Genomic DNA, 26,063 nt, shown 5'->3' with positions numbered 1-26,063 from the left:
AGAATAAAAGAATGAGATTTGGGGCGTGGAATAGCAGCTATTATTTATTCCGCTTTAACGGGTAGTAGGTCCCTCATCTTAAGATGCAGAGAGAAGCAAAGAAGATAGGTGTGAGATAACTCTTGGCATGCACCAAATCCGTAAGAGCTTTCCATCAGTGAGGAATGAAGAAGGCCCCCACTGATGGAGGTTTCACTTTATGTCATTTTTATTTCATAAAAAGGAGAAGATTAAATTGAAAAAAATATGGGGACTACTTTTCTTTTGTTTACTTCTTGTATTGGTAGGATGTAATAAAGAAGAAACACCAGAACAAGCATTCAATATATATATTAAATTATGGGAAAATAAAAAGTTTGCAGATATGTATGATCAGCTATCAGAACATGCGAAAAAATCTATTTCTAAAAAAGACTTTATGGGGAAATATGAAACAATTTATGAGGGTATTGGAGTTGAGAATGTAAAAGTTAAAATAGAAAAAATAAATAACGATAAAAAGGATAATAGGCTCATTCTTTTTAAAGTTAGTATGGATACTTCGGGAGGAAAAATCTCCTTTTCACATGAAACAAAACTTGTAAAAGAAAAAGCTAGAGATAAAGAAACTTGGAAAATAGATTGGACTCCAGACTTCATTTATCCAGGTATGAAAAAAGATTATAAAGTACGTATACAGACAGAGCAAGGAAAACGCGGTGAAATCTATGATAGAAATGGAAAAGAACTTGCAACGAATGGCAATGCAATGGAAGTTGGAATTATTCCAGAAAAATTAGGTGAGGCTGCAATGCAAAAGAAACAAACAGTAGCGCAATTACTGAATATGTCTGTAGACGAAGTTGAACAGAAGCTTGCAGCAAAATGGGTGAAACCAGATTCATTGGTGCCAATTGGTATTTTACCAGAAGGGACACTGCAAAATGATTATATTTCGTTGGAAGGTGTTTCGTCACGTCCGGTAAAAGTTCGTACGTATCCATTAGGAGAAGCAGCGGCACATTTAATAGGATATATAGGAAAAGTAAATGCTGAGGAATTAAAAACACTTCAGAAAAAAGGATATCAAGCAGATGATTTAGTAGGTAAGACAGGCTTAGAGAAAGTATTAGAAGATAAATTGCGTGGTGAAAAGGGTGTTCGCATATTTATGGAAGATGCGAACGGAAAAGTGATTGAATACTTAGCAAAAAAAGAACCGAAAAGTGGAGAAAATGTTACGTTAACAATTGATGCTTCAATTCAAGAAAAAATCTTTAATGAAATGAAAAATGAAGCTGGTGCTAGTGCGGCGGTTAATCCAAAAACAGGTGAAGCAATGGCGCTTGTCAGTAGTCCTGCTTATAATCCGAATATAATAGTTAGAGGAGCATCAAAAGCTCAACGTGAAGCATGGAATAATGATTTGAAAAAGCCAATGATAAATCGTTTCACACAGGTATTTGTACCCGGTTCTGTATTTAAAACAATTACAGGTGCAATTGGTCTGGAAACGAAAGTTATAAATCCGAAGGAAGAATTTAAAATTGAAGGATTAAGGTGGACAAAAGATTCATCGTGGGGAAATTATTATGTAACACGAGTGAAAGATACTAGTCCAATTGATTTCGACAAGGCTATGAAGTACTCTGATAATATTTATTTTGCACAACAAGCTTTGAAAATTGGTAAAGATCAGTATTTAAATGAACTTAAGAAGTTCGGATTTCATGAAAAGTTACCAATCGAATACGAATTTCCTACTTCAATAATTGCAAAAGATGGGATAAAAAATGATATTCAATTGGCAGACACAGGATACGGACAAGGACAAGTATTAATGACGCCTCTTCATTTAGCACTGACTTATGCACCAATTGTCAATGAAGGTGCTATCCCATCACCTTACCTTATAAAAGAAAAGAAAGAAAAGAAAAATTGGAAAGAAAATGTGATTTCTAAAGAAAATCAAGAAATATTAAAAAATGCATTAATAAAGGTCATTAATGATTCTGATGGTGCGGGGAGAATTGCTAAAGTTGATGGTATGACCCTTGCTGGTAAAACGGGAACAGCAGAACTGAAAGAATCAAAAGATGCGGAAGGAAAAGAACTTGGGTGGTTTGCTGCATTCGATGCAAACTCACCGGATATGATTGTTGCAATGATGATTGAAGATGTAAAAGGAAGAGGAGGAAGCAATGTCCCAGGTGAAAAAATAAAACATGTTTTTCAAAAATAATACTTAGAGGAGCATCGCTATACTGCTATCGACTTAAGCATTTAGGTTCTATTTTTAAAGATAAAAGCACGTTACTATTCTCTTATACGAATGAGAATAGTAACGTGCTTTTTATGAATGGGCTACCGTCAGCAAATCGGTCCCCAAGCTAAGAGCATGTCGAATCAAAAATACCTAGAATGAAAAGGAGCACTAAAATCCTCCATCTTTTTGCATGCTTATCATTTCCATTATATATGTCTGATTAGTATTTATATAGATAAGTTCATCCATATCTTTTATGTTCCATCTCTAAATTTTATTATACCTGTAGTAATCATGATACAACACTCCAATTCACTATGACCCGAAGTAACACGTATCTTTCCTGAATCCCGATACATGTTTACTCTTGACCTGAAATGCGTTTCATACATTATAACTAAGATGTTGCAGGTGAGAACGATATCATTTATCGCATATATAGAAACGAAAGTAGGAGATAGGAATGAAACTTATCGCAATTGATTTAGATGGAACGCTTCTTACATCACAGAAAGTAATTAGTGAAGAAAATGTAGCAGTTATTAAGGAGTGTCAAGAAAAAGGACATGTTGTAGCTATTTGTACAGGGCGCTCTATGACAGATGTTCAAAAGCTTTTGCAAGAAACAAATTTACAATGTCCAATCATTGCAGAAAATGGTGCGATTTTGTATTTGGATAATGAAATGTTACAACGATATCCAATTGCAAATGGACATGCAGAAGAAATCGTTGATTATTTAGAGGAGAAAAGTATATTTTATCAATTGTATACAGATCAAGGTGTATATATACCAGAATACGGAGAAAAAAGCATTCAACTTGAGATGGATTTTATCATTAACTCCGATATGCATGCTGATGAAGAAGAACTGAAACAAATCGCAGCATTATATTTACAACATACTGAAACGAAAACAATCGAAAGTTGCAAACAGCTATTTTCAGAGCCCATTCATATTCATAAAATTCTCCCATTCTCGTATCAAAGGGAAAAATTAAAGCTATTAAAGAAGCAATTCATAGATAACGAGCAGCTATCGATTACGGCATCATACTGGCACAATCTCGAAATAAATCATATTCATGCTCAAAAAGGGAACGGCTTATATACACTAGCAAATCATTTAGGGATATTAAAAGAACATACCGTTGCAATCGGTGATGGTTTAAATGATATGTCTATGATGGAAAAGGCGAATATATCAATTGCAATGGGGAATGCAGTGGAAGAAATTCAAGCACTTTGTCGTTACAAAACACTTTCAAATGATGATCACGGTGTTGCGCATGCACTTCGCCATTATGTTATTGGATAAACTTATTTTGCTATTTAGACCACGGCTGAAAAAGCAAAGAAGGTATGAGAAAAAATTATTTTTATAAGTTTAATTACTTTAAATATGCAAAAAAGAACAAATTATGTCGAAATTTGTTCTTTTTTGTGTATTTTTATCCACTTTTCTTCTCTATCGTATTGAAAAATAAAAAAATTCCTAGATAACACTATTTTTCTATGTACCTTGATGAATTTAATTCGTATAATGGAAAAGTTGAGTAAATTTACAAATTAAACACAATTGAAAAATCAATATATACATGTGAATTACAGATATAGGAGTTGGCGGATATGTATCGGCTTACAGAACTTATTGATATACAAGAAATACAAACAATGGCAGAACAATTTTATTTTTTAACACATATTTCACATCAGCTTCTTGATTGCGATCAAGAGATAATATTTCATTACGGCACACAATCCAATGATACACATTTACATACAAAAATTCATATCCCGATTATAATCAATGAATACGCGATTGGTGACTTTATCATTTTTTCTCCACAAGATCATATTGATTCTTGTACAATATATTTCAAATCTCTTGTAGCACTTATGACCAATATAGGAATGAATAAATTGCAACAACTTCAGGAGAAGCGATCAATACCTACCGAAAATTTATATACGATTTTACAAAACATGCCCGTGATGGTTGATGCATTTACTGAAGAAGGTACGTTTTCGATATGGAATCGGGAATGTGAACTCGTAACCGGGTATAGTGCAACTGAAATTATTAACAATCCTCACGCATTAGAACTGCTTTATCCTGATGAAGAATATCGAAATCAAGCACTAAATGAATTTTCCGTTCGTGGTAAAAACTTTCGTGATTGGGAAATGACGCTTACTTGTAAAAATGGTGATAAGAAAACGATTATGTGGTCAAACCTATCAGAAGAATTTCCTGTCCCTGGATATAGCCACTGGGCAATTGGTGTCGATATTACACATCGAAAAAAGATTGAAGAAGAGCTCATCCAAAAATCCTCAGAGTTAGAATTACTCTTTAAAGCACTTCCAGATTTATGCTTTTTAATAAATCTTGATGGAACGATTTTTGATTATAAGGCTGGGTGTTCAGAGAAATTTTATATGCCTGTTGAACAATTTATGGGCAAAAGGTTTCAAGATATCTTACCTTCCGATGTTGCCGAGCAGCTACATGAAGCAATTATAAAAGTACAAGAAAATAATTCTATAGAAATTGTAGACTACTCCTTACCGATGCATGATAGTATATATTATTTTGAAGCGCGATGTTTACCGCTTTTAACAGATAAAATTATGGTTATTGTTCGTGATATTACGGAACGAAAAAAGACAGCTGAACTATTGAATAAATCAGATACATTAGCCGCAGTTAGTCAACTTGCTGCAGGAGTTGCGCATGAAGTAAGAAATCCTTTAACTGTTATTAAAGGATTTATACAATTATTACAAATTCAAATGAATAATGATACAGAATATTTTCAGCTGATGCTTTCTGAAATTGAGCGTATTGAATCTATTATTCATGAGTTTTTATCGATTGCTAAACCTGAAATTATTTCTTTTGAAAACAAGAATCTTTGTTTTATATTAGAAAATGTTGTGTCATTAATTAACACAAAAGCAATTATGACAAATATTCATATCACATTCCAAACAGATCCTGATGTCTTGCATATTGATTGTTGTGAAAAACAGTTAAAGCAAGTATTTATTAACATTTTACAAAACTCTATTGAAGCCATGCCAAATGGAGGGGAAATCATAATTACCGCTAAGAAAGTAAACGACACTGAAGTGATGATTTGTATTTCAGATGAGGGGATAGGTATTCCGGAAGAAAGGATTATAAAACTCGGAGAACCTTTTTATAGCACGAAAGAAAAAGGAACAGGTATTGGTTTAATGATTAGCTATAAAATTATTGAACGTCATCAAGGAAGAATTCATATAACGAGTAAAATTGGAGTAGGGACTTCGGTGAAAATTTACTTACCAATTTCACAAATTTCTTAATTGAAAAACGAATAGAACCCTTTTTAGGTGAGAGAGAGGGTCTGGCCATGTATAGAAGCGGCCAGGCCCTTTTCCTGTTTTCATAAGTAATTCTGTATTTTCTCATCTAATTTTAATCTTTCTTTCATTGTCTTTTCCATTTTAATGGTTAGAATATAAACGAACAATTACTTTACATAATTACAGATAGAGGGAGAGGGATCAAAATGTCAAGAAGCCTATTAAATCAAATTTTTCATGTGTCTATAAAAATGATAGGAGCTTGTATTATTGCATTTAGTGTTACGATGTTAGTATTAGATTTTATGGTAGGAAATCAAATGACATTAAAAGGTCTGAATAAAAATCTTGGATCCCTTGCAGAATACGGGGCAATTGCGGCCGCTTCCTTATGGTTATTTCGTAATATTTGGTTGTATTTGCATAAGAAGAAAGTAACGGTTGCCAAGTACACAAAAGAACTTTATATACTATTAAAGCAGTATCATACGTTTATCGGGTATGCAGTTTTTGCAGTCGCTATTAGTCATGGGATATATTTTTTAATAGTAGGTAGCCGTCATATGATTCGAATTTATAGTGGAATTTTCACTTTAATAGGATTAGTTCTTGTTGCTATAGCTGGTATACTATTACACAAACTAAATGATAAGAAAAAATATGTAACCTATCGTAAAGCTCATCAAATTGTGACTATTATATTTGGAATTGGATTACTCGTTCACCTTGTTGTATAGGAGTGATAATATTGCAACGTATTTTAATTATTGAAGATGAAGAAAGTTTAGCGGAATTTTTAGAGTTAGAACTAAAATATGAAGGATATGTAGTAGATGTTGTGTATGATGGGAGAAAAGGATTAGAAACAGCACTTGAGCATAATTATGACATCATTCTTCTTGATTTAATGCTTCCCGGTCTTAACGGAATTGAAGTATGTCGCCGATTACGTGTAACAAAAGAAACACCTATTATTATGTTAACAGCTCGTGATAGTATTATGGATCGTGTAACCGGATTAGATAGCGGTGCGGATGATTATTTACCAAAGCCTTTTGCCATTGAAGAACTATTAGCAAGAATGCGTGTGATTTTGAGACGAAATCAAAAAGAAGAGCATAAAAATAAACTTCTTTTAAGATTTAAAGATTTAGAACTTGATGTAGAGTCTCGAACTTTGCAAAAAACAGAAGAGATAATTGAATTAACAAATAAAGAATTCGAGTTGCTTATGATGTTTATGAAAAATATTAATCGTGTATTGACAAGAGACATGCTTTTAGAGCAAGTTTGGGGCTACAATGTAGTGGTAGAGACGAATATAGTAGACGTATATGTTCGTTATTTACGTAATAAATTGAATAGCCAAGACAAAGAAAATTATATACAAACTGTTAGAGGCGTAGGGTATGTGATGCGATGATGAAGCAAATAAAAAATCACATCCGTAACTTACCTATAAAGTGGAAATTAACACTATGGTCCAGCGCATTATTATTTGTCTTGTTTTTTTTATATAATATTTTACAATATATTATTATTGACCAATGGACACTTGATTATGAGAAAAAACAAATTAGCAGACAAGTAACGGAAATAGAAGCTTATTTTAATAATGAGAATACAAATTTTTCGGCAGATACGATTGAACACAGCAGGGATTTTCTTGCAACTATAAATGATAAACATCAAATGATTCGAATTTTGGATACAAAAGGAAAAGCGCTTGTTACGGTTTCACGTGACTTTAATTCAAACTTGGTTATGCCAAAGCATGTCAATCAATCTGAAACTTCTATGACAAGGCATTATGAAGATAGAATATTTGTGCAGCGCATGCCGATTACAACACGGACTTTTACTGGCACAATTGAAGTTGGGCAAAACTTTGAAGCTTTTGATCATTTAATGAAGCTTATTTTCCTCGTTATGATAGCTGCTGGTATCGGCGGATTACTACTTAGCTTTTTAGGCGGTACCATCCTTGCAAAGCAACTTCTATTAAGTGTGCAAGCTATTACAGATACGATGAACAAAATTAAGACAAATGGATTAAAAGAAAGAGTGCCAATTCACGAAAACAATGATGAATTTGCCAAACTCGGATTGCTTTTTAATGAGCTAATGGACAATTTAGAAACATCTTTTGTGCAACAAAAGCAATTCGTTGAAGATGCATCTCATGAATTACGCACACCACTTGCGATTATACAAGGACATCTTTCTATGTTAAATCGTTGGGGAAAAGATAACCCTGCTATCTTACAAAAGTCGCTAGATTCTAGCTTAAAAGAAGTAGGTCGCCTTAATAAACTTGTATCAGAGTTATTAGAATTATCCCGAGCAGAATCAGAACAAATGTATCCTATTGCAGCCGAGCCTGTATATGTAAATTTAGTAATAGAACAAGTTACACAAAACTTCGAATTGCTACATGCGGACTTTTACTTTGATAGACAGTTACATGCACATCACGCATGTATTTCTATTCCCGCTTCTTACCTTGAACAAATTTTAGTTATTATATTAGATAACGCGATTAAATATACAAAAGAACATGAAAAATACATTTGCTTGCAAAGCGATGTAGAAGAAGAAAAAATTAAGATTACCATTACAGATCACGGAATCGGAATACCAGAGTCTGATTTGCCATATGTACTAAATCGTTTTTACCGAGTCGATAAAGCAAGAAGCCGAAAACAAGGTGGAAACGGATTAGGACTTTCCATTGCAAAGCGCCTTGTAGAAAAATATAATGGACGTATTATGATAGATAGCAAAGAACAAGAGGGAACAACAGTTACCTTATTGTTTTATTGTGTAGAAAGCGAGAGGTAGAGTATATACCTCTCGCTTTTGTTTGTGGACTTAGCATGAAATTTTATCAATGCTAAAGAAAAATGAGAAAAAGATGAGAAAAATTTAAAGAACATTTCATATTGCTAGTGTATATTGATTAAATCAACGAAATACGTAATCACTAATGATTTATAATCGGTGATCACGTACTGAATGTAAACAAGGAGAGACTTATATGAATTACACAATATTCCACTGGATTAATAATTGGGCAGGATCCTCCGCTTTGTTAGATAAGGAGATGATATTTATTACAAACAGTGCCCCCTATGTTGCAATTATCTTGATGTTTTCTTTATGGTTTAGCAACGGTCAAAAAGAAACAGCTATTCGTAAGCAATATACAGTTTTGTACACAGCTCTTTCTGCTTCTGCAGCACTATTTTTAAATGTTTTGATTCATGCACTTTATTATCATCCACGCCCGTTTGTCACATATCATGTACACAAATTAGTACCACATGCTGCTGATTCTTCATTTGTAAGTGATCATGCTGTATTTGTATTTTCTATAGCATTTACAATGATTTTACGAGGAGAATCTTGGAGAAATATCGCGTTGCTTTGGGCTATACTTGTTGGTATTTCACGTATATATGTTGGAGTTCATTACCCAGCAGATATTATAGGCGGAGCTGTTTTATCTTTCGTAACAAGTGCTCTAGTCATCAAATATACAAATAAAATAGAACCTTTAGCACGTCTCATGTTTCAAATTTATGCTAAAATAACAAAACGAATTCCATTGCTGTCTAAGTCCAATCATACAGCTTAAATTGTCCACCGCCTATATCCTACTTTTAGGTTAGTACGTGAATAAATGGTCATAATAATATCATGCACATTAATTTAAAAGGATGATATGATGATTTATATTTATACTGATTATGGCGGGACACATACAACTTCACTAGCAGCAGCGTATCATTTAAAAAAACTACCAACCAATCGGAAACTCACGAAAGATGAGATATTAAATGTTGATTATTTTAATAAACTAAAAACTTCTGATATGGGAAAAATTATTTTTCACGGACGAGATGAAAATGGAGATTCCGTTTATACAGTCGGCCATGGTGCATCTAAAGTTGTAGTTCCAGCTTTAAAAAATTTAAGTGTACTGTTACAAGAGAAATATCAAAACCATGAAAAAATTGTGTTCTCTAATACATCACCAACCGTTCCATTTGCTATGACAATTGGTGGTTTATTTTCGAGAAGATTAAAAATTGATTTTATTGGTGTACCGTTGTTAATTTTCGGGGCAAAACAAGCTTGTGATAATATTATCAGGCTCGTAGAATATACAAAACAGGGCGGAAGGTTAACAAATGAAGATGTTGTAGTATTAGAAAATGAAAATTTTAAATAATAGTTATAATAAAAAGGATGGCTAATCATATATTAACCATCCTTTTTGTTATAATATCTCAACTTTTTTTCGAATGACAATCTTATCAATGTCTTCTTCTTCATCACCAATATATAAACCGCGTTCTCTTAAATACATCTCAAAATATAAATCAGCTTCAGCGCGTTCATCGTATGGCTTTACAGATAAAACAAATCCCAATTTATGTTGCTCTTCCAATTCAACAGTAGAAATATAAGCTGGAATTTTATTACGTAAAAATAACTCCTTAACTGGAATAATCATGTCTTTCATTAACTTTGATAAAAGGTTCATTTCAAATTCGAAATTAAAGCGATCAATGCTTGATAAATCTGCAAAAACAACACCAATGAAACCAGTATTAAAAATTTCTTGATAATTTTCTTCTATATTTCCGTTGTAAAAATTCTTTTCAATTAAGTAATTTTTAAAATAAGCAACGCCTTCAGCTTCTTTGAAAGGTTTCGTAGAAAGAACAAAACCAATTTTCTGTTGTTTATGTAAATACGCACATGATAAGTAAGCAGTAACATCATGTTCAGCGAAAAGAGAACTTGTTGCTTGCGCAAGACCATCTAACACATGATGCACAATATGTAGTTGTTTACGAGAGAAGTAATATGATTTTTTTTCAAGTTCCAATGTATCGATAAACACAGAGCCAATAAAGCCTGTATTTGAAATGGTAGGAGTATGCTTTTTTCTTCCTCTGCGTTTATTTTGAGCCAATGAAATCCATCCTTCCTAGTACCTGTCCCATAGGGGAGAATATATAAACGAACGTTTGTTCTTATATTTATATTGTACTATGTATTAGTTGAAAAGTAAATGTTTTATTCGCAAAATAAACAAAAAGATGCCTTAAAAAGGCATCTTAATTAAGAATAGGGAAGAGTACTTACCCCGTAATATTATGTATATTTATATTAAGAAACAGATACAAATTCTTCTGCATCTTCAACATCTAAATGGCAATCCATTGTACGTACATCTTGATCTTCATGGCTTCCAAAATAAATAGTAATTTTCATATGTATCGCTCCTTTATTTTAGGAATACCTAAAATAATCATTTATTGTTTTCTATTATATACCACTTTACACATTCCTACAATCTTATCATTCGTTCAAAAAATGTTTCTTTAATATTAAGAAAATTGCTATAATAGTTTTATCTATATTGAAGGAGGAAATAACATGCAAAAAACATTAAAAATATTTTCAAATATGGGAAGAGGAGTGAATATTAACTAATGTAATATAGCACTCCTGCTTCCTAAAATCATTATGAAAAATGAATAACGGAAAGTAGGAGAATAATTGAAGAAACAAACAATCGCAACGCATAACATTTCGATTTTATTTTGGGTACAGTTTTTTGGAACGATTAGTTTTTTACAGCCGGTAATGACACTTTTTTATATGGAAAGAGGCTTAACAGCAGCAAATATATTTATTGTGATGATGTGTTGGAGCGGTGCAGTACTTGTTGGGGAAATTCCAGCAGGTGTTTTTGCTGATCGCTTCGGTGCAAAATTATCGTTTTTGACAGGATCTATCATAAAAACGTTTAGTATTTCTATCTTGCTATTTGCAGATAACCTATGGTTATTTTGTCTATACAGTTTATTGAACGGTTTGTCGGTTACATTTTTCTCTGGCGCAGACGAAGCGCTAATTTATGAGTCTTTAAAAGAAAACAATGAGCAACATGTAATGGATCAAGCAATGGGGAAAATCCAATCAGCGGGATTTATTTCTATGTTAATCGCCGTAATCTTCGGTTCGTATTTCGCTAAAGATCTACGAGAAGAACAATTTACACTATTAATTGTTCTCGGAATAATATTTCATTTGGTAGAACTTGCTTTACTATTTTTCATTAAAAGTCCAAAGAAACTATCATCTTATCGGGAAGAATCTTTTTCACAAGTAATCGAAGGGATAAAGGTTATTCGTAAAGCGCCACAATTACTCGTTATGTTTTTAAACGTTTCTCTTGTATTCATTCCTGCAAGTGCAGTATATGATACATTTAATCAACCATTATTTACAAGCGCAGGCCTTCCTGTATTTGCAATTGGTATTATGTACGCCTTAGCTGCCATTCTTGGATACTTTTCTTCGATATCAATTGGCTGGCTTACAAGCAGATTTCCACGTGCAATTTTAATGAATGTAACAGGTGGTTTAGCTGTTGGTGGTCTATTGTTATCAACATTTTTCGGAGATACATTGTGGGTTATATTAGGAGCGTTCTTTATGTTACGGTTCGTACGTGCCATTCGATATCCGATATATTCACAGCTTAGTAATGACATAATCCCGTCTCATGTACGTGCAACAACGATTTCGTTATTGTCTGTGCTAGATTCGATATTAGATCTTATTATTTTCGGAACACTATCATTCGTAGCCGTTAAATCATTACCATTTGTATTCGCCGGCTGTGCATGTATTGCATGTATCGGGACGTTTTTACCGATCCAAAAAAATGCTGTGGGCGTTACGGCGCAGCGTAGAATGAGTCGAAATATAAAATAAAATATTCCCCCAAAGTGTGCTATAAACTTTGGGGGACTTTATGTTTACAACATAAAAAATATCAGTAGGTAATTTAATAGTTTGAAATATATGGAGGTCAATCTAATGTTACATATAGAGAAAGCAAAACTTGATGATTTACAATGGATTAATTTTCAATACGAAAAGATTGATTTTATCTCATCTCATTTAGACAATGAAGAGATTGGAATTGCATATTTTAATGGTCAAAAAGCAGGCTTAGGAAGGTTAGTAAAAGTTGATGAAAACACCTTTGAAATGGGTGGGATATATACGTTAGAAGACTATAGAGGAAAGAAAATTGCTGATAGTATCGTTGCATTTCTTATTAAAGAAGCTCGGAAACTTCAAATTCAAAATGTATATTGCATTCCATTTGAACACTTAAAACCTTTTTATAGTAAACATGGATTTCAAGAAGTAGTAGATTTAGCTGCAGTTCCTAAACAGGTTATAGATAAATATAATTGGTGCTTAGAGCAATACGATATAAAAACATTGTTAATGAAATTATAAATTTGAAAACACACATAGCGTGTGTTTTTTCTTTTGTCAAAAAACGTTTAGGGAATAAAAAGCATGAAAATATGCATTGTTTTACAATTATTCACTCCTTCGTAATCTCCGCTAGTACTCCTGATAATTTATACTTCTTTCCCGGTGTTAATATATTTATATTTCTCATTTTATTTTTAGTAGATACTTTTAGGGGTTTTTATGTTTACAAACCTAGAACTATGATTACTTTACACGATCCAAAATTAGGCATTTGAACAAGTTACAATACCTAATTATAGGTCATACTTTGTTGAAGAGTGCATTCGAAAAAATCTATTGTCTTATCTATTGCAGGACGTATTTTCATTATGGCTTGCTAATTATATACATGGAGGTAATGAAATGAATAATTTTCAACAAGAACTTCAAACGTTAAATTTAAATGATTATAATGCTGGAAATGTTGTGTACTGGGATAGTCAAATTCCTTCTCCATACTACATTGATGACGACTATACTCGTCGTTGCGGAGGATGTGGTCGTTGCGGAGGATTCGGTCGTTGTGGAGGATTTGGTCGTTGCGGAGGATTCCGTTGCTTTGGATGCTTTGGATGCCTTGGATGCGGCGGTTGTGGCGGTTGTGGTGGTTGTGGCGGTTGCGGAGGATTTGGCGGTTGTGCTGGATTCTGCGTGGACGGAGTATGCTTTATTTAACTCTTATTTTTTAATTGAAACTTTACTTAAAGAAAAGCGTTTCTACATGAATTTTATTGTAGAGACACTTTTCTTTAAGTATGATAAACCACTCTTCTTCTTTCCGTTTGACATAAGAAAAAATAGTATACATAAAATTGTTATGACGGAAGTTATCATGCTCATTCAAGAACAATGAACAAAGAAGGAGGAGTACAATGACAAAATTAAACGCTTCGACACGTTTGAAAATGAAAAGAGATACTTTTTTTCTCTCTGATCCAAAAGGGGAAGTGTATTTTAGAAATAATGCCAGTTCATTTCGAATGGAAGGAAAGTCTATCAATCAATGGATCGAAAAATTAATACCAATGTTTAACGGAGAACACACATTAGGAAATTTGACAGCTGGCTTACCTGATCCATATCGAAAGCGAGTATTTGAAATAGCAGACATACTGTACCAAAATGAATTTGCAACAGACATAAGTCAAGATTATCCACACCAATTGCCAGAAAATATTCTCAAAAAATACGCATCACAAATTGAATTTTTAGATAACTTCGGCGTGTCTGGGGCATACCGTTTTCAAACGTATCGTCAAATGAAAGTATTAGCTATCGGTTCTGGTTCTTTTTTTGTTTCCCTTATTTCCGCATTACTTGAATCAGGATTACCACAATTCCAGATGCTAATTACTGATTCCGTACAAACCAATAGAAGAAGATTAAAAGAATTAATAGCATATGCACAAAAAACAGATCCTGAAGTGGCGATTGAAGAAATTTTTTTACAAAAAGAAAAAAGAAATGGTTTGAAAGATGCGGTGCAGCCATTTCAGGCGATTTTGTATGTATCACAAGGAGAAGACATAGAGGAATTAAAAATTTTTCATGCTATTTGTAAAGAAGAAAAAAAGATTTTCATCCCTGCCATATCTAAGCAAGGAGTCGGATTAGCCGGGCCACTCGTACACCCAGAAAGTGATGCTTGCTGGGAATCAGCTTGGCGACGTATACACAAGTCTGCATTTTCTAAAACTTCAGGGGAACACGCTTTTTCTTCTACAACGGAAGCAATGTTAGCAAATGTAGTGGTATTTGAACTGTTCAAAAAGGTTACAGATGTAACGAAACCCACGCAAACGAACCAATTTTTTCTGTTAAATTCCGAAACGTTAGAAGGAAACTGGCATTCCTTTTTACCTCATCCTTTAGTAACTGAGAAAATGGAAATCGAATGGGTCCAAGATTTTAATACGAGAATCAAAGAGAGCTCAAATAAAAATGAATTGAATGAATCTACTCTGAACTTGAATTACCTTGTATCAAAAGAAGCAGGGATTTTTCACATTTGGGAAGCAGGTGACTTAAAACAGCTACCAGTGGCTCAATGTCGTATTCAAACAGTTGATCCACTGTCAGAAGGCCCTGCTGAATTATTACCAGATATGATTTGTACAGGTTTGACGCATATGGAAGCAAGGTACGAAGCTGGATTAGCCGGAGTTGAGACATATATATCGCGAATAGCTAGTTCAAAGTTTTCTGAACATGGGCAATTTATAGGAATTGGAGCCGGGGAAACGATTGCAGAATGTGTATCTAGAGGATTACAAAAATGTTTAGATGAAGAATTTCATAAGAGACAGATGAGTCAAAATATTGTTGTTTCTCGAGTAGAATTAGACGCAATAGAAGATGAGCGCTGCCGCTTTTATTTGCAAACACTTACTACTCTGCAAGGAGAACCTACAATTGCTTTTGGTGAAGCCATTTTCGATTTCCCTGTTATATGGATTGGCACGAATAATCGCTGGTACGGAAGTGTAGGGTTAAATAGAACAATCGCGTTACGTAAAGCATTACAACAGGCACTTACAGAAGCGCAAAATTGTGATGATTGCTACGCATCACAAGCGCTAGAGGCTTCATCAGTTTTATTACAAGATACAATGCCATTACACTCCGCTATTTTTCCTTGTGAAAACATGACGCAAGAAGAAATATTACAATCTGCTGAACAGACATTAACACAAAATGGAAAACGGCTCTGCGTATTTGAAATATCACTAGAAGCAATCTGGAAGGAGGAACTAGCAGGACTATTTGGAGTATTATTGGGAGAGGAGGAATCCCATTGAGCGCTTCGATTCTAATTATTGGAGAGGGGCTATTGGCAAATCGTGTATATGAAGAATTATCAGTCCAATATGAAATCACCAGGTACACGGATTTTAATCGAAAAATACCAGCAACAACCGATTTAGTTCTCGTATTACACGATACTTGGAATCCTTCATTTCATAAACAGGCAGAAAGTGTACTTCAATCAACGAATATTCCTTGGCTGCGAGCTTTCGTTTCATTTGGAGAAGGAATAATCGGTCCGCTAGTTCGCCCAGGCACACCAGGATGTTCAGAGTGTGCAGATATACGCCGTACTTTCGCAGGAAATGATTCTAAAGAGATGTGGGGGATAATGCAGATTCTAACAACAAATAAGGAAATACCTCGAGACATATGGGCATCAAGTAATGGATTATTACAGATGACACATCTTCTGCTAGAAGAAGTGCAGTGCATTTTACAAGGTGATCATGCACGATCAGAAGGACACATGTTTTTCGTTAATTTACAAACATTGAAAAGCTCATATCATTTTTTTCTACCTCATCCCTTATGCTCAAATTGTAGTCAATTGCCTAATGACTCATCACATTCAGCTAAGATTTCATTGCAATCAAGCCCGAAGATTAGCATAAATGATTATCGTTGTCGTTCCATCTCTGAACTGAGTAAAGTATTAGCCAAGGATTATCTAGATTATGAGACTGGGTTTTTAAATGATAAAATGTATAACCTTACACCTCCTTTTGCCGAGGTAAGTGTAAATCTTCCGTTGCTCTTTGGAAATGAAGGAACAGCTGGGCGTACCCATTCATATGCAACTAGCGAATTAACTGCTATTTTAGAAGGATTAGAACGATATTGCGGTCTAGAACCTCGGGGGAAACGTACAGTTATTCAGGACACATTCCGCAATTTAGCTCATCAAGCACTTAATCCCCTTGAAGTGGGTGTACATGCAACGGAACAATATATGCAACCTAATTTCCCGTTTAAACCGTTTCATCCAGATCGTCCAATGAACTGGGTATGGGGTTATTCACTTTTGCAAGAACGTCCAATTTTAGTTCCAGAACTACTTGCTTATTATAGTTTAGGCGGTAGAGATGGTTTTGTTTATGAGACTTCCAATGGTTGCGCATTGGGTGGCAGTTTAGAAGAAGCAATTTTTTATGGCATTTTAGAAGTGATTGAGCGCGATTCATTTTTGTTAACTTGGTATGCCGAGCTTCCTCTCCCGCGTCTTGATCTTTCTTCTGTCAATGATCAAGAGTTGCAGTTGATGGTAGAACGCGTGCGTACAGTAGGGGGATATGATATACATTTGTTTAACTCGACAATGGAGCACGGCATTCCAAGCGTCTGGGCACTAGCAAAAAACCGAAAGGAGAAAGGATTAAATATTATCTGTGCAGCTGGAGCTCATTTAGATCCGATACGAGGGGCGAAAAGTGCAATATATGAATTAGCTGGTATGATGTTAACGCTTGATAAGGAATTTGAGATGAATCGCAAGAAATATGTACAGATGTTCCATAATCCTTCCCTCGTGAAGCAAATGCCTGATCATCCTAAGGTATGCGGTTTGCCAGAAGCAGAAGAACGGTTTCAGTTTTTACTAGATAATAATCGCCCGTTACAAACGTTTACTGAGGCATTCAAACAGAAAACAAGACATGAGGATTTGACAGATGATTTAAGAGAAATACTTCAGGTGTTGCACCAGTTGAACCTCGATGTGATTGTGGTAGATCAGACGACACCAGAAATAATGCGAAATGGATTACATTGTGTGAAAGTACTCATTCCAGGAATGTTGCCAATGACATTTGGGCATCATCTTACGCGCTTAACAGGTCTAGAGAGAGTATTACGGGTGCCAATGGAACTTGGATATACGAAGAAACCGCTATCGTTTGAACAACTCAATCCACATCCGCATCCATTTGCGTAAGTGATGATTAGGAGGGGGAAGGATGGGTTTAGAGACATTTTTGAACAATTTACATTTTCATACTAACGAAGCAACCTCTTCGACTTGGGAGGTGAATTGGGAAGATGGACCACTTTCATATAAACTTTATCAGGACTTACCAGGAATTCCGTTATCTTCAGAAGTAACATTAACACTCAAGAACCTCGAAGTATCAACAGAACCTAATCTTCGCGAAATCGGTCATTTTCTCTGGTACGTATTTGGGATTACTCAATTCTGTCAGTCAACCTTACCGACACCAGAAATAAATTTTATGCAGTCGTATCGAAGGTTTGTTCCCTCGGGCGGAGGCTTATATCCGAATGAATTGTATATATATTTAAAGATGGAAAATGTACCTACCGGAATTTACCACTATGATGTAGCGCACCACCGCTTAGTGTTATTAAGGGAAGGGCATTTTGATTCATATATAGCCCAGACTCTTGGAAATAGCTGTGACACATCGGCTTGTTTTGGTGTTATTTTTGTATCGACAATGTTTTGGAAAAACTTCTTTAAATATCATAACTTTTCTTATCGTCTGCAAGGACTAGATGCAGGCGTATTAATAGGACAATTGCTAGAAGTAGCAAAACGATTCCACTATACATCAGGTGTGCATTTCCAATTTTTAGACCGTGCCATAAATCATTTACTCGGGTTATCCGAACAAGAGGAGAGTGTATATGCAGTTATCCCTCTATCAGTAAATTCTGTAACCCCGCAGTCTAATAATGAGAATGATGCTACGGATAAAGAAGTCTCTGCAACTCAATTATGCGAAGAATTACCAGTTATTCATCATAATCACTATGTCCGATCACGAAAGATTGCACAGTATCCGATGCTGATTCAAATGAATGAAGCATCTATGCTTGAATCTACACGATCGTTTCACAAAATCAAGAGTGAAACGAATAGAATGCGTGATGGTCAAGCGTTAGTTCTTCCTCGTATAAAGCGAATGTCGTACGACTTAACAGCCGCATGCCAAAATCGATTTTCACCGGAAATGGATTTTACTTTTAGGAAAATAAGTCAAGAACAATTGACTACGTTACTGCATGAGGTAACTGCTTCTTTCGCCTATCAAAACGATTTAGATACAAATCTTGAAGAACCTGCATCCCGCGTTTCCATATACGTATGTTTATTTGGCGTTGAAGGTATCCAAAACGGCGCTTATCATTATGACAATGATGCTCATGCATTACGACAAGTACATCTTGGAGATCATCGATTCTTACTGCAAAGCGGGATGACATTCCACAATGTGAATATCTTCCAAGTACCACTTTGTCTGCATGTAGTAGGGGATAAAAATCATCTTAAAAGAGAACTTGGATATAGGGGATATCGAATTCAACAGATGGAAGCAGGCATACTTGTACAGAAATTATTGTTAGCAGCTTCTGCTCTTGGGCTAGGAGGACACCCGCTTCTTGGGTTCGATGTCAACTTGTGTGATGAGCTTTACAGGTTGGATTCAGAAGAAAAAACGAGTCTTATCCAAATTCCGATTGGTTTCTATCGTCAACGTCCTTGGTTGAAAGGGAGTTTGCATAGTTAACAACCATGTAATTTATATGGAATATGAGGTAGCTTGGATTCAATTGAATTCAAGCTTTTTTAATGTAATCTGATTGAAAATGAGTTGTTGTCAAAAACTAAGACTAATTTCATTTACCGTATTTTTACATTTAATAATATTAATTCATGTCTCATGGTTCCAATAGAGTAAAAAGAACAATATAGGGCATGACTACATTTAAAAAGATGTGAAGGAGATAACCAAAATGAAAAAACAACCTAATGATAATAAAAAACCAAACATTAAAAAATTAAACACAGAAGAAAATGCTATTTATAGCGATCCAAAAGATGCGAGTAATATGCAACCAATACCACAACCAAAAGATTATGATGAAATAGAGTATTAATACAGTAGAAAAAGGAACAGAAACGCTATTATTTCTGTTCCTTTTTAAGTTACTGAGCAGCTAGTGATTATTCACTACATCCACTTTTTCGTGCTATTCCTTATTGGAAGGCGGAAAAGAAAGAAAGATTAATGAATCAATAAGTTCGACAGAAATGTTGAAATCATCATGAATGGTAATTTCTACACATGTAACTAATGGTAACGTAATAATAAGTACGTCACCATCAATGATAACTCCTGATGAACATGTATCGTAGTCACTTATAGACAGCTCTATGTTTATACCTGGAGAAATTAAAATTTCCAAACATATATTTATGCATTGTTCGAATACGTAAGCGATTGTAGACCTCTCCTTTCTACATATCCACAATTTATATGTAGATAGACGTTTAAATTCCATCTCTAAAAGTAGCTCTCATACCATACTATTTAAAAATTTAGCTTCTTGATTGGACAGGTTATCTATTTATAAAAAATAAATTTCTGTAGTAAAGGGTGGATCTGGAGAATTATATAAAAGCATTTTCTAGGGGCAATCGGGGACTACCACAATAATAAAATCGAGATTTCTATCCTTTTGTATCATTACTTTCATGAATATAAAAAGTCCGATATAACTTTAATGAAGTTACAATCGGACTTTTTATGTCAAAATTATCTTAATGTAATTGTTCATTAGCGAACGTTATTTAAAAATTTTCATACCTCATCCATCCATTTTCAGATCGTTCCGCTTTATATTTACCGTAAGACAGAAGCTTCATCGCTGAACGATTGGCCGCGTGAAAAACTAAGCTCAGCTTCCGTTCTTCGTCCATTTCACTCGGATAGGTCGTAGATTCATAAACATAATAAGCTGCCATAATACAGGGGACTACTTGTTCCGGTTCAAATTCATATGCAGTTGCATCATCGACAACGAAATCAATAAGACATCGGTTTTCATCTAACATTTCTTTTTGGAGTAACTTTTTTACCGGTTCCGGTACTAATTCTAATATTTTATTTCTCAGAACAGTCATTTTTTCGTTCTTTCAGCACGAAGAATTGCATCATTTGTTGGTGTGTTAGGTACAAAATTCCCATGACTATCAATGCTATGCGCTTCCTTATCATATTGTCCGTTAGCATTACGTTTCTTTATTGTGAACGGGTTTTGATTGTTTCCCATACTTGTCACCTCCAATAAATAGTATGTGCAAATCAGAAACTATTTTGTCTAAAAGGTGTTTTACAAAAAGTGGAATAGGAATAACGATTTACCCTGTATGAAATAGTTCCTTTCGTAAAAAATAGGTACAAACCTTAACAAAAGGAGGGGAAATTATGACGAACCGAAATGATAATCGAGAACGTAAAAACAAATATCCTAACAATCAAAAAAACGATACTGAATTCTCCAAAGATGTAAATATTAGAAGCGAAGTAACAAAAAAAGATTTAAAAAAATAATGTTTTGAACCATTAAATATTGAAAAAGCTTGGATTCAATCAAATCCAAGCTTTTTCAAATGATAGAAATCCAACCATATTTCTCATAAAAAAGGATGAATTTCACTTACCGTATTTTGGAAATAAAAATTAAAACAAACCATTAAATCATATTTAATGGTTTGTAAGCACTCCTAAGACACATGTATTAAAAAATTGTAGGATGGAACTATATTTCATAAAGAGTTTGTCAATCATTATTGAATATAAAAAAAAGGGGGCATTCACCATGAAACTAACACCAGAGCAGAGAATTCAATTACACGGATTTAATAATCTTACAAAATCATTAAGTTTTAATATGTATGATATTTGCTATACAAAAACAAGAGAAGAACGAGAAGCATACATAGAATACATAGATGAACAATATAATGCAGACAGATTAACAAAGATTTTAAAAAATGTATCTGATATTATAGGTGCACACGTATTAAATGTTGCGAAACAAGACTATGTTCCACAAGGAGCGAGCGTAACAATATTAGTTTCAGAAGGCCCGATTGTAGAAGTTCCAACTGAATCATTTAACGAATCACCCGGTCCTCTTCCTGGATCAGTCGTTATACAATTAGATAAGAGCCATATAACAGTTCATACGTATCCGGAATATCATCCAGATGAAGGAATCAGCACTTTTAGAGCAGACATCGATGTATCTACATGCGGCGAAATCTCGCCTCTTAAAGCACTAAATTATTTAATCCACTCATTTGATACGGATATTATGACCATTGATTACCGAGTTCGTGGCTTTACAAGAGATATAACAGGTAATAAATTATTTATTGACCACGAAATAAACTCCATCCAAAATTACATCCCAAAGAATGTAAAAAAAATGTATGACATGATTGATGTCAATGTATATCAAGAACATATTTTTCATACAAAATGCAAATTAAAAGAGTTTGACTTAAATAATTATTTGTTTGGATATACACAAGAAACATTGTCTGCAGACGAACAAGAAAAAATTACAAAGCAATTAAAATTGGAAATGGACGAAATATTTTATGGAAAGAATATGAATCGTGGTTCTATTGAAGAAGGTTCAAATGAATAATAAATACACAACATCAGTTGGAAATCGCAAGTACTAATGAGAATCTACTACTTACTAAAAACAGGGAGATAATTCCTGTTTTTTTATATGCTACATGTAAAGAAAGGTATTCTTCATTTTTTGTCGAAATTAAAATTTGTCATAGATCTGTTAAAGGAAGGTAAAAAATGAAAAAATACGAACAATTAATTTCATGGGTAGAAAACATAAAAGAACGAAACCACAGCTCTTCTGCTGCACTTTTTATTATGAAAGATAATGAAGTTGTATTGGAGCATTATAGTGGAACCTACTCTAATATAAAAAATAGTTCTCCTATTACTGCAACTTCACAGTTTAACGTTGCTTCTGCAAGAAAAAGTTATTTAGGACTTGCGATTGCCTACGCGCTTTATGAAGGTAAAATTAAGAGTTTAGACGATTATGCTGTGGATTACTTTGAAGAGTGTGACAAAACTTTACTTGGTAAGACAACCTTAAGGCACTTAGTCACTCATTCGCACGGTCTCCATATGAGTGACAGCGGGATTATGTACCGGGAATTTGAACCTGGGGAAGAATGGGCTTATAGAGGTATTAATGTTGAAATGATGACGCAGCTAATTTATAAGTTATATAATAAAAGCTTTCCGGAATTACTGAAAGAACGAGTCTTTATACCTGCAGGTTTTACGGAAACAGCTTGGCAAACAACAGATCATGAAGATTTAGTAAAAGTAGTCATAAATCCAAATGAAGAAGCTGTAAGTAAGATAGGAGTATCAGATGACGGGACAGAATCGAATCTTTTTGTCTCCGCTAAAGAGTTTGCATATTGGGGACACCTTCACTTAAATAAAGGGTATATGAATGGAAAACAAATTGTACCGGAAGAAGTTATTGAGATTGCAACACAAATTCATTCTCCTTATTATAAAAATACAAATTTACCACAAAACGGATTGTTTTGGTTTGTTCAGAATGCACCAGCACTGCAAAGTGAAATAGGAGAAAGAGTTCCAAAAGGATCTTATCAAATATTAGGTATAACAGGACCAACAATTTTAGTTATTCCTGAATATAATGTCGTTGTCGCAAAGATGTATAACAAAAGATATAACTATGGAGGAGACAATTATCTACAATATTTAAGAGAATTTAGCAATTTAGTGGCTGATATGTTTGCTTATTAAATCCTCTATTCATGCAAAGTAAAAGCATCTGAATTAGGGAATAATTACATTTTTAAAAAAGTGCATTCTTATAAATGGCAACAAATACATTGTTTGATATGGTATGTACATAAATCATTAGAAGATACATTATGTTAGCACAGCTTTACTGCAAAAATCGAATATATTTAATTAACAAAAAGACACTTCATTGGTAAGTGTCTTTTTGTTAATTAAAAACGATAAAGTCAAAGGTAGTACACCATATTCATTTTTATCTTCATATCCGTATCTCACGGAGCATTGTGGTTATAATAAACATCGTTAGACCATTATTGAAAAGAATTGAAATAAGAAAAGAGAGGGAAGGATGGTATGAAACATTCATCTGTTAATCCATGGCTTGTTGTCCTTGGTACATCTGTCTCTTTATATGGCACGGGCAGTCTAATTATGTAGAACACAACATGTTCTACACTCGCTTGCTCCCTTTGTTTTAAACCTCGCATGTGGCAGAAAAAGTCTCTGACCGCTTCTATGCACGGCCAGATGCTCTCGTCCTCTCCTAAAAAAGGGGTTTTTATGTCATTTTTTAACTTGTACATATATATAGCTAGTGCAATTCTTATATATTTCTATAAAATTTATAAATAGAGGATGGCATATAAAGAGAAATATAAGGTAATATAAAAACTATGGCATAAAAACTTTAAGAGAGGAGAGAAAATATGATGATGGATCAACATGATTTGAAACAAGAACTGCAACAAATCAAAAATAACAATTATGCCGTCCCAGAAGATGTGGACGCATATCCATATGCACAATGGATGCTGGATTATATCGGGTCACCCGATGCCGAGCTGCGTGATGAATTGATTTACAGTACGCTCGAACGATGGATTACAGGTGAAGTGTTTAGACAAAAAGAGTTACGCGGGCTACTGCTGCAGGCGCTTAGTCCTGATTACTTGTTTTATAAAATCGGCGAGAAGGGAACAGACTCTGTTTTTAAACGTGCTTTCTCAATTCTAATCCCACCGCTTATTTTATCTGTTCATGAAAAAGAACCGTTTTTATCTGAAGAACAGCTCTACAGCGTGGCAGAACAAGTTCTTGAATATGTGTATCTTGAGCAAGATGTAAGGGGCTATGTAGATGGAAAAGGATGGGCTCATTCTACTGCACATGCCGCAGATGCGCTAGATGCTTTAGCACGTACGATACGAAGTCGCGAATTTTCACATGCAATCCTTACTGCTGTTCGTCATAAGGTTCGTCTGCACGATTACCTATACATAAACTTTGAAGATGAGAGATTAGTGACGGCGGTAATCTCTTTATGGAACCAAAATATATTAGCCCAAGAAGAATGGAACAATTGGCTTTATAGCTTTACAATCATTGAAGAAGCTTCAGCTTCTCGAAATGATATTTTAATACAAAACATGAGAACCTTCTTAAGAAGCTTGTATTTCCGAGCTTTAGAACAAGAGGGAAACTCTGCGCTTACAATTGCTGCATTGGAGACCTTAAAAAATTTGCGTTAGTTTTAAAAGTCACTTTATTATTAAATTCATCATGTTATTTTTCACAAAATTAATAAACTCGAGGTAAAAGAAATGAAAAAAATTTCAGCATTCATGTGTGTTTCCCTACTCTTACTAGGAGCATGTGACAAAAAAGAAACTACTGAACCTAAGAAACAAACAGAAAAACAACAAGAATCCCGTACAGCGAAACAAACGGAAAAACAACAAGAGTCTCATGCATTGAAACAAAAAGATGTGTTTGCAGCCACTCGAACAGCTTTAACAGCAAAAACAAAAATGAATATATTCTTACCAACAAAAATCCCTCTGTCTACTGAAAAAAAGGTTTTATCTGCATACACAGAGGGACAAGATAAAGGTTACACTGTTACATTTTTTGAAAGTAACAGTCCATTACCTGTTGATTCCTCTGCACTTTCGGATTCTAATCAAGCTAAGCAAATCGCAAAACTATTTGTCAAAAAGTATGAGACAAAAGAAGAAGCCGGTAAAAGTTTATGTTCAACATTTAAATTAAATCCTGATTACGAAAAAGATGTCCCGAGCAAGGATGATCCTAGTGCAATAGATTTAGGGAATGGAATTAAAGGTTTTACTGAGGGAGCAGCAGGAACAATGTATTTGAATTTTGTTAAGGATCATTGGGCAATTTTTGTAAAAAGTCCATCGACAAATAAAGATGACAATATATCTGTAGCAAAATCCATAGTGAACCAATTAGAGAAAGAGCCACTACCAACTCCAAACTCTTACGCAGTTATAGAAGTGGATAACAGACTGAAACAAAATCGTGTATATTGGCAAAATGGAGATACTTTATATGGTATAGAAACAAGTGGCTCTATCCAAGATGCATTAACTATTGCCGCTCACTTTGAGTCTACGTCTAAGTGATTAAAAAGAAATACAAATTGTTTATCAAAAAAGAGTCTTAATCATTAAGACTCTTTTTTGAATGTTTAGCATAGCAGTGTAAACAAAATAATCTCCATGTTGGCTCAGTTCCAAATTTGAGTAAAAATGAACGTTTATGTTATATGTAGTATTTAAAAATAATGAATGCGCTAATTGGAAATAACATGCATATTATAACCGAAGATTGCCTAGACCGAACCCTACTTCATGGCTTTTTAAAGAAAA

At 34.2% G+C, this 26,063-nt stretch carries 24 protein-coding genes; 20 read left to right on the top strand and 4 right to left on the bottom strand.

The window, feature by feature from the left end:
* The first annotated feature begins 235 nt into the window (after positions 1–235).
* The 8 genes from WAZ07_RS17105 (at position 236) to WAZ07_RS17070 (ending at position 9,833) form a co-directional block, all read left to right on the top strand.
* On the top strand, positions 236–2,221 hold the full coding sequence (locus WAZ07_RS17105; protein ID WP_336473429.1) for a penicillin-binding transpeptidase domain-containing protein: 1,986 nt from the start codon (positions 236–238) through the stop codon (positions 2,219–2,221).
* A gap of 487 nt (positions 2,222–2,708) precedes the next feature.
* Positions 2,709–3,563: a Cof-type HAD-IIB family hydrolase gene (locus WAZ07_RS17100; protein WP_336473428.1), complete on the top strand. Its 855-nt coding sequence runs from the start codon at positions 2,709–2,711 to the stop codon at positions 3,561–3,563.
* Between the two features lie 311 nt (positions 3,564–3,874).
* Positions 3,875–5,599, top strand: a complete 1,725-nt coding sequence (locus tag WAZ07_RS17095; RefSeq protein ID WP_336473427.1) for an ATP-binding protein — start codon at positions 3,875–3,877, stop codon at positions 5,597–5,599.
* Between the two features lie 206 nt (positions 5,600–5,805).
* Entirely contained in the window at positions 5,806–6,336 is a 531-nt protein-coding gene (locus tag WAZ07_RS17090; protein ID WP_336473426.1) for a hypothetical protein, read from the top strand.
* 11 nt (positions 6,337–6,347) lie between these two features.
* Positions 6,348–7,022: a response regulator transcription factor gene (locus tag WAZ07_RS17085; RefSeq protein WP_336473425.1), complete on the top strand. Its 675-nt coding sequence runs from the start codon at positions 6,348–6,350 to the stop codon at positions 7,020–7,022.
* Positions 7,019–8,440, top strand: coding sequence for a sensor histidine kinase (locus WAZ07_RS17080; RefSeq protein WP_336473424.1), 1,422 nt, complete (start codon positions 7,019–7,021; stop codon positions 8,438–8,440). Before WAZ07_RS17085 ends, WAZ07_RS17080 begins: the two co-directional genes overlap by 4 nt.
* A gap of 196 nt (positions 8,441–8,636) precedes the next feature.
* On the top strand, positions 8,637–9,236 hold the full coding sequence (locus WAZ07_RS17075; protein ID WP_336473423.1) for an undecaprenyl-diphosphatase: 600 nt from the start codon (positions 8,637–8,639) through the stop codon (positions 9,234–9,236).
* 90 nt (positions 9,237–9,326) lie between these two features.
* Positions 9,327–9,833, top strand: a complete 507-nt coding sequence (locus WAZ07_RS17070; RefSeq protein WP_336473450.1) for a DUF3189 family protein — start codon at positions 9,327–9,329, stop codon at positions 9,831–9,833.
* A gap of 48 nt (positions 9,834–9,881) precedes the next feature.
* On the opposite strand, the gene WAZ07_RS17065 is transcribed toward WAZ07_RS17070, so the two are convergent.
* Positions 9,882–10,583 (bottom strand): hypothetical protein, encoded by a 702-nt coding sequence (locus WAZ07_RS17065; protein WP_336473422.1) that lies wholly within the window; start codon positions 10,581–10,583, stop codon positions 9,882–9,884.
* A gap of 590 nt (positions 10,584–11,173) precedes the next feature.
* On the opposite strand from WAZ07_RS17065, the gene WAZ07_RS17060 reads away from it, so the two are divergent.
* The 7 genes from WAZ07_RS17060 to WAZ07_RS17030 all read left to right on the top strand — a co-directional run bounded on the left by WAZ07_RS17060 (position 11,174) and on the right by WAZ07_RS17030 (position 19,657).
* Entirely contained in the window at positions 11,174–12,397 is a 1,224-nt protein-coding gene (locus tag WAZ07_RS17060) for an MFS transporter (protein WP_336473421.1), read from the top strand.
* 105 nt (positions 12,398–12,502) lie between these two features.
* The gene (locus WAZ07_RS17055) at positions 12,503–12,934 is read left to right on the top strand and encodes a GNAT family N-acetyltransferase (RefSeq protein ID WP_336473420.1); all 432 of its coding nucleotides are present in this window, start codon (positions 12,503–12,505) and stop codon (positions 12,932–12,934) included.
* 384 nt (positions 12,935–13,318) lie between these two features.
* A complete protein-coding gene (locus WAZ07_RS17050) occupies positions 13,319–13,630 on the top strand; it encodes a heterocycloanthracin/sonorensin family bacteriocin (RefSeq protein ID WP_336473419.1) in 312 nt (103 codons plus the stop codon).
* Positions 13,631–13,827: 197 nt separating this feature from the next.
* Positions 13,828–15,753, top strand: a complete 1,926-nt coding sequence (locus tag WAZ07_RS17045) for a putative thiazole-containing bacteriocin maturation protein (RefSeq protein ID WP_336473418.1) — start codon at positions 13,828–13,830, stop codon at positions 15,751–15,753.
* Positions 15,750–17,693 (top strand): TOMM precursor leader peptide-binding protein, encoded by a 1,944-nt coding sequence (locus WAZ07_RS17040; protein ID WP_336473417.1) that lies wholly within the window; start codon positions 15,750–15,752, stop codon positions 17,691–17,693. Before WAZ07_RS17045 ends, WAZ07_RS17040 begins: the two co-directional genes overlap by 4 nt.
* Positions 17,694–17,715: 22 nt before the next feature.
* A complete protein-coding gene (locus tag WAZ07_RS17035) occupies positions 17,716–19,287 on the top strand; it encodes a SagB family peptide dehydrogenase (RefSeq protein ID WP_336473416.1) in 1,572 nt (523 codons plus the stop codon).
* 226 nt (positions 19,288–19,513) lie between these two features.
* Positions 19,514–19,657 carry a hypothetical protein gene (locus WAZ07_RS17030; protein ID WP_090914670.1) on the top strand — a complete coding sequence of 48 codons (144 nt, stop codon included), beginning with the start codon at positions 19,514–19,516 and terminating at the stop codon, positions 19,655–19,657.
* Positions 19,658–19,750: 93 nt separating this feature from the next.
* On the opposite strand, the gene WAZ07_RS17025 is transcribed toward WAZ07_RS17030, so the two are convergent.
* From WAZ07_RS17025 to WAZ07_RS17015, 3 genes are all read right to left on the bottom strand, one after another.
* Positions 19,751–20,062, bottom strand: coding sequence for a hypothetical protein (locus WAZ07_RS17025; protein ID WP_336473415.1), 312 nt, complete (start codon positions 20,060–20,062; stop codon positions 19,751–19,753).
* Between the two features lie 289 nt (positions 20,063–20,351).
* Positions 20,352–20,675, bottom strand: coding sequence for a hypothetical protein (locus WAZ07_RS17020; protein WP_336473449.1), 324 nt, complete (start codon positions 20,673–20,675; stop codon positions 20,352–20,354).
* Between the two features lie 5 nt (positions 20,676–20,680).
* The gene (locus WAZ07_RS17015; protein WP_336473414.1) at positions 20,681–20,833 is read right to left on the bottom strand and encodes a hypothetical protein; all 153 of its coding nucleotides are present in this window, start codon (positions 20,831–20,833) and stop codon (positions 20,681–20,683) included.
* A gap of 155 nt (positions 20,834–20,988) precedes the next feature.
* On the opposite strand from WAZ07_RS17015, the gene WAZ07_RS17010 reads away from it, so the two are divergent.
* The 5 genes from WAZ07_RS17010 to WAZ07_RS16990 all read left to right on the top strand — a co-directional run bounded on the left by WAZ07_RS17010 (position 20,989) and on the right by WAZ07_RS16990 (position 25,817).
* Entirely contained in the window at positions 20,989–21,114 is a 126-nt protein-coding gene (locus WAZ07_RS17010; RefSeq protein ID WP_280141377.1) for a hypothetical protein, read from the top strand.
* Between the two features lie 268 nt (positions 21,115–21,382).
* Positions 21,383–22,219, top strand: a complete 837-nt coding sequence (gene speD, locus WAZ07_RS17005) for an adenosylmethionine decarboxylase (RefSeq protein ID WP_336473413.1) — start codon at positions 21,383–21,385, stop codon at positions 22,217–22,219.
* 167 nt (positions 22,220–22,386) lie between these two features.
* Positions 22,387–23,391: a serine hydrolase domain-containing protein gene (locus tag WAZ07_RS17000; protein WP_336473412.1), complete on the top strand. Its 1,005-nt coding sequence runs from the start codon at positions 22,387–22,389 to the stop codon at positions 23,389–23,391.
* Positions 23,392–24,101: 710 nt separating this feature from the next.
* Positions 24,102–24,920, top strand: a complete 819-nt coding sequence (locus WAZ07_RS16995; protein ID WP_336473448.1) for a DUF2785 domain-containing protein — start codon at positions 24,102–24,104, stop codon at positions 24,918–24,920.
* 72 nt (positions 24,921–24,992) lie between these two features.
* Positions 24,993–25,817 carry a hypothetical protein gene (locus WAZ07_RS16990; protein ID WP_336473411.1) on the top strand — a complete coding sequence of 275 codons (825 nt, stop codon included), beginning with the start codon at positions 24,993–24,995 and terminating at the stop codon, positions 25,815–25,817.
* Positions 25,818–26,063 lie beyond the last annotated feature (246 nt).

It is taken from the genome of Bacillus bruguierae (assembly GCF_037104725.1).
Classification (GTDB): domain Bacteria; phylum Bacillota; class Bacilli; order Bacillales; family Bacillaceae_G; genus Bacillus_A; species Bacillus_A bruguierae.
Note: the sequence above shows the minus strand (reverse complement) of the source record. Positions and strands in the feature narration are given on the sequence as shown.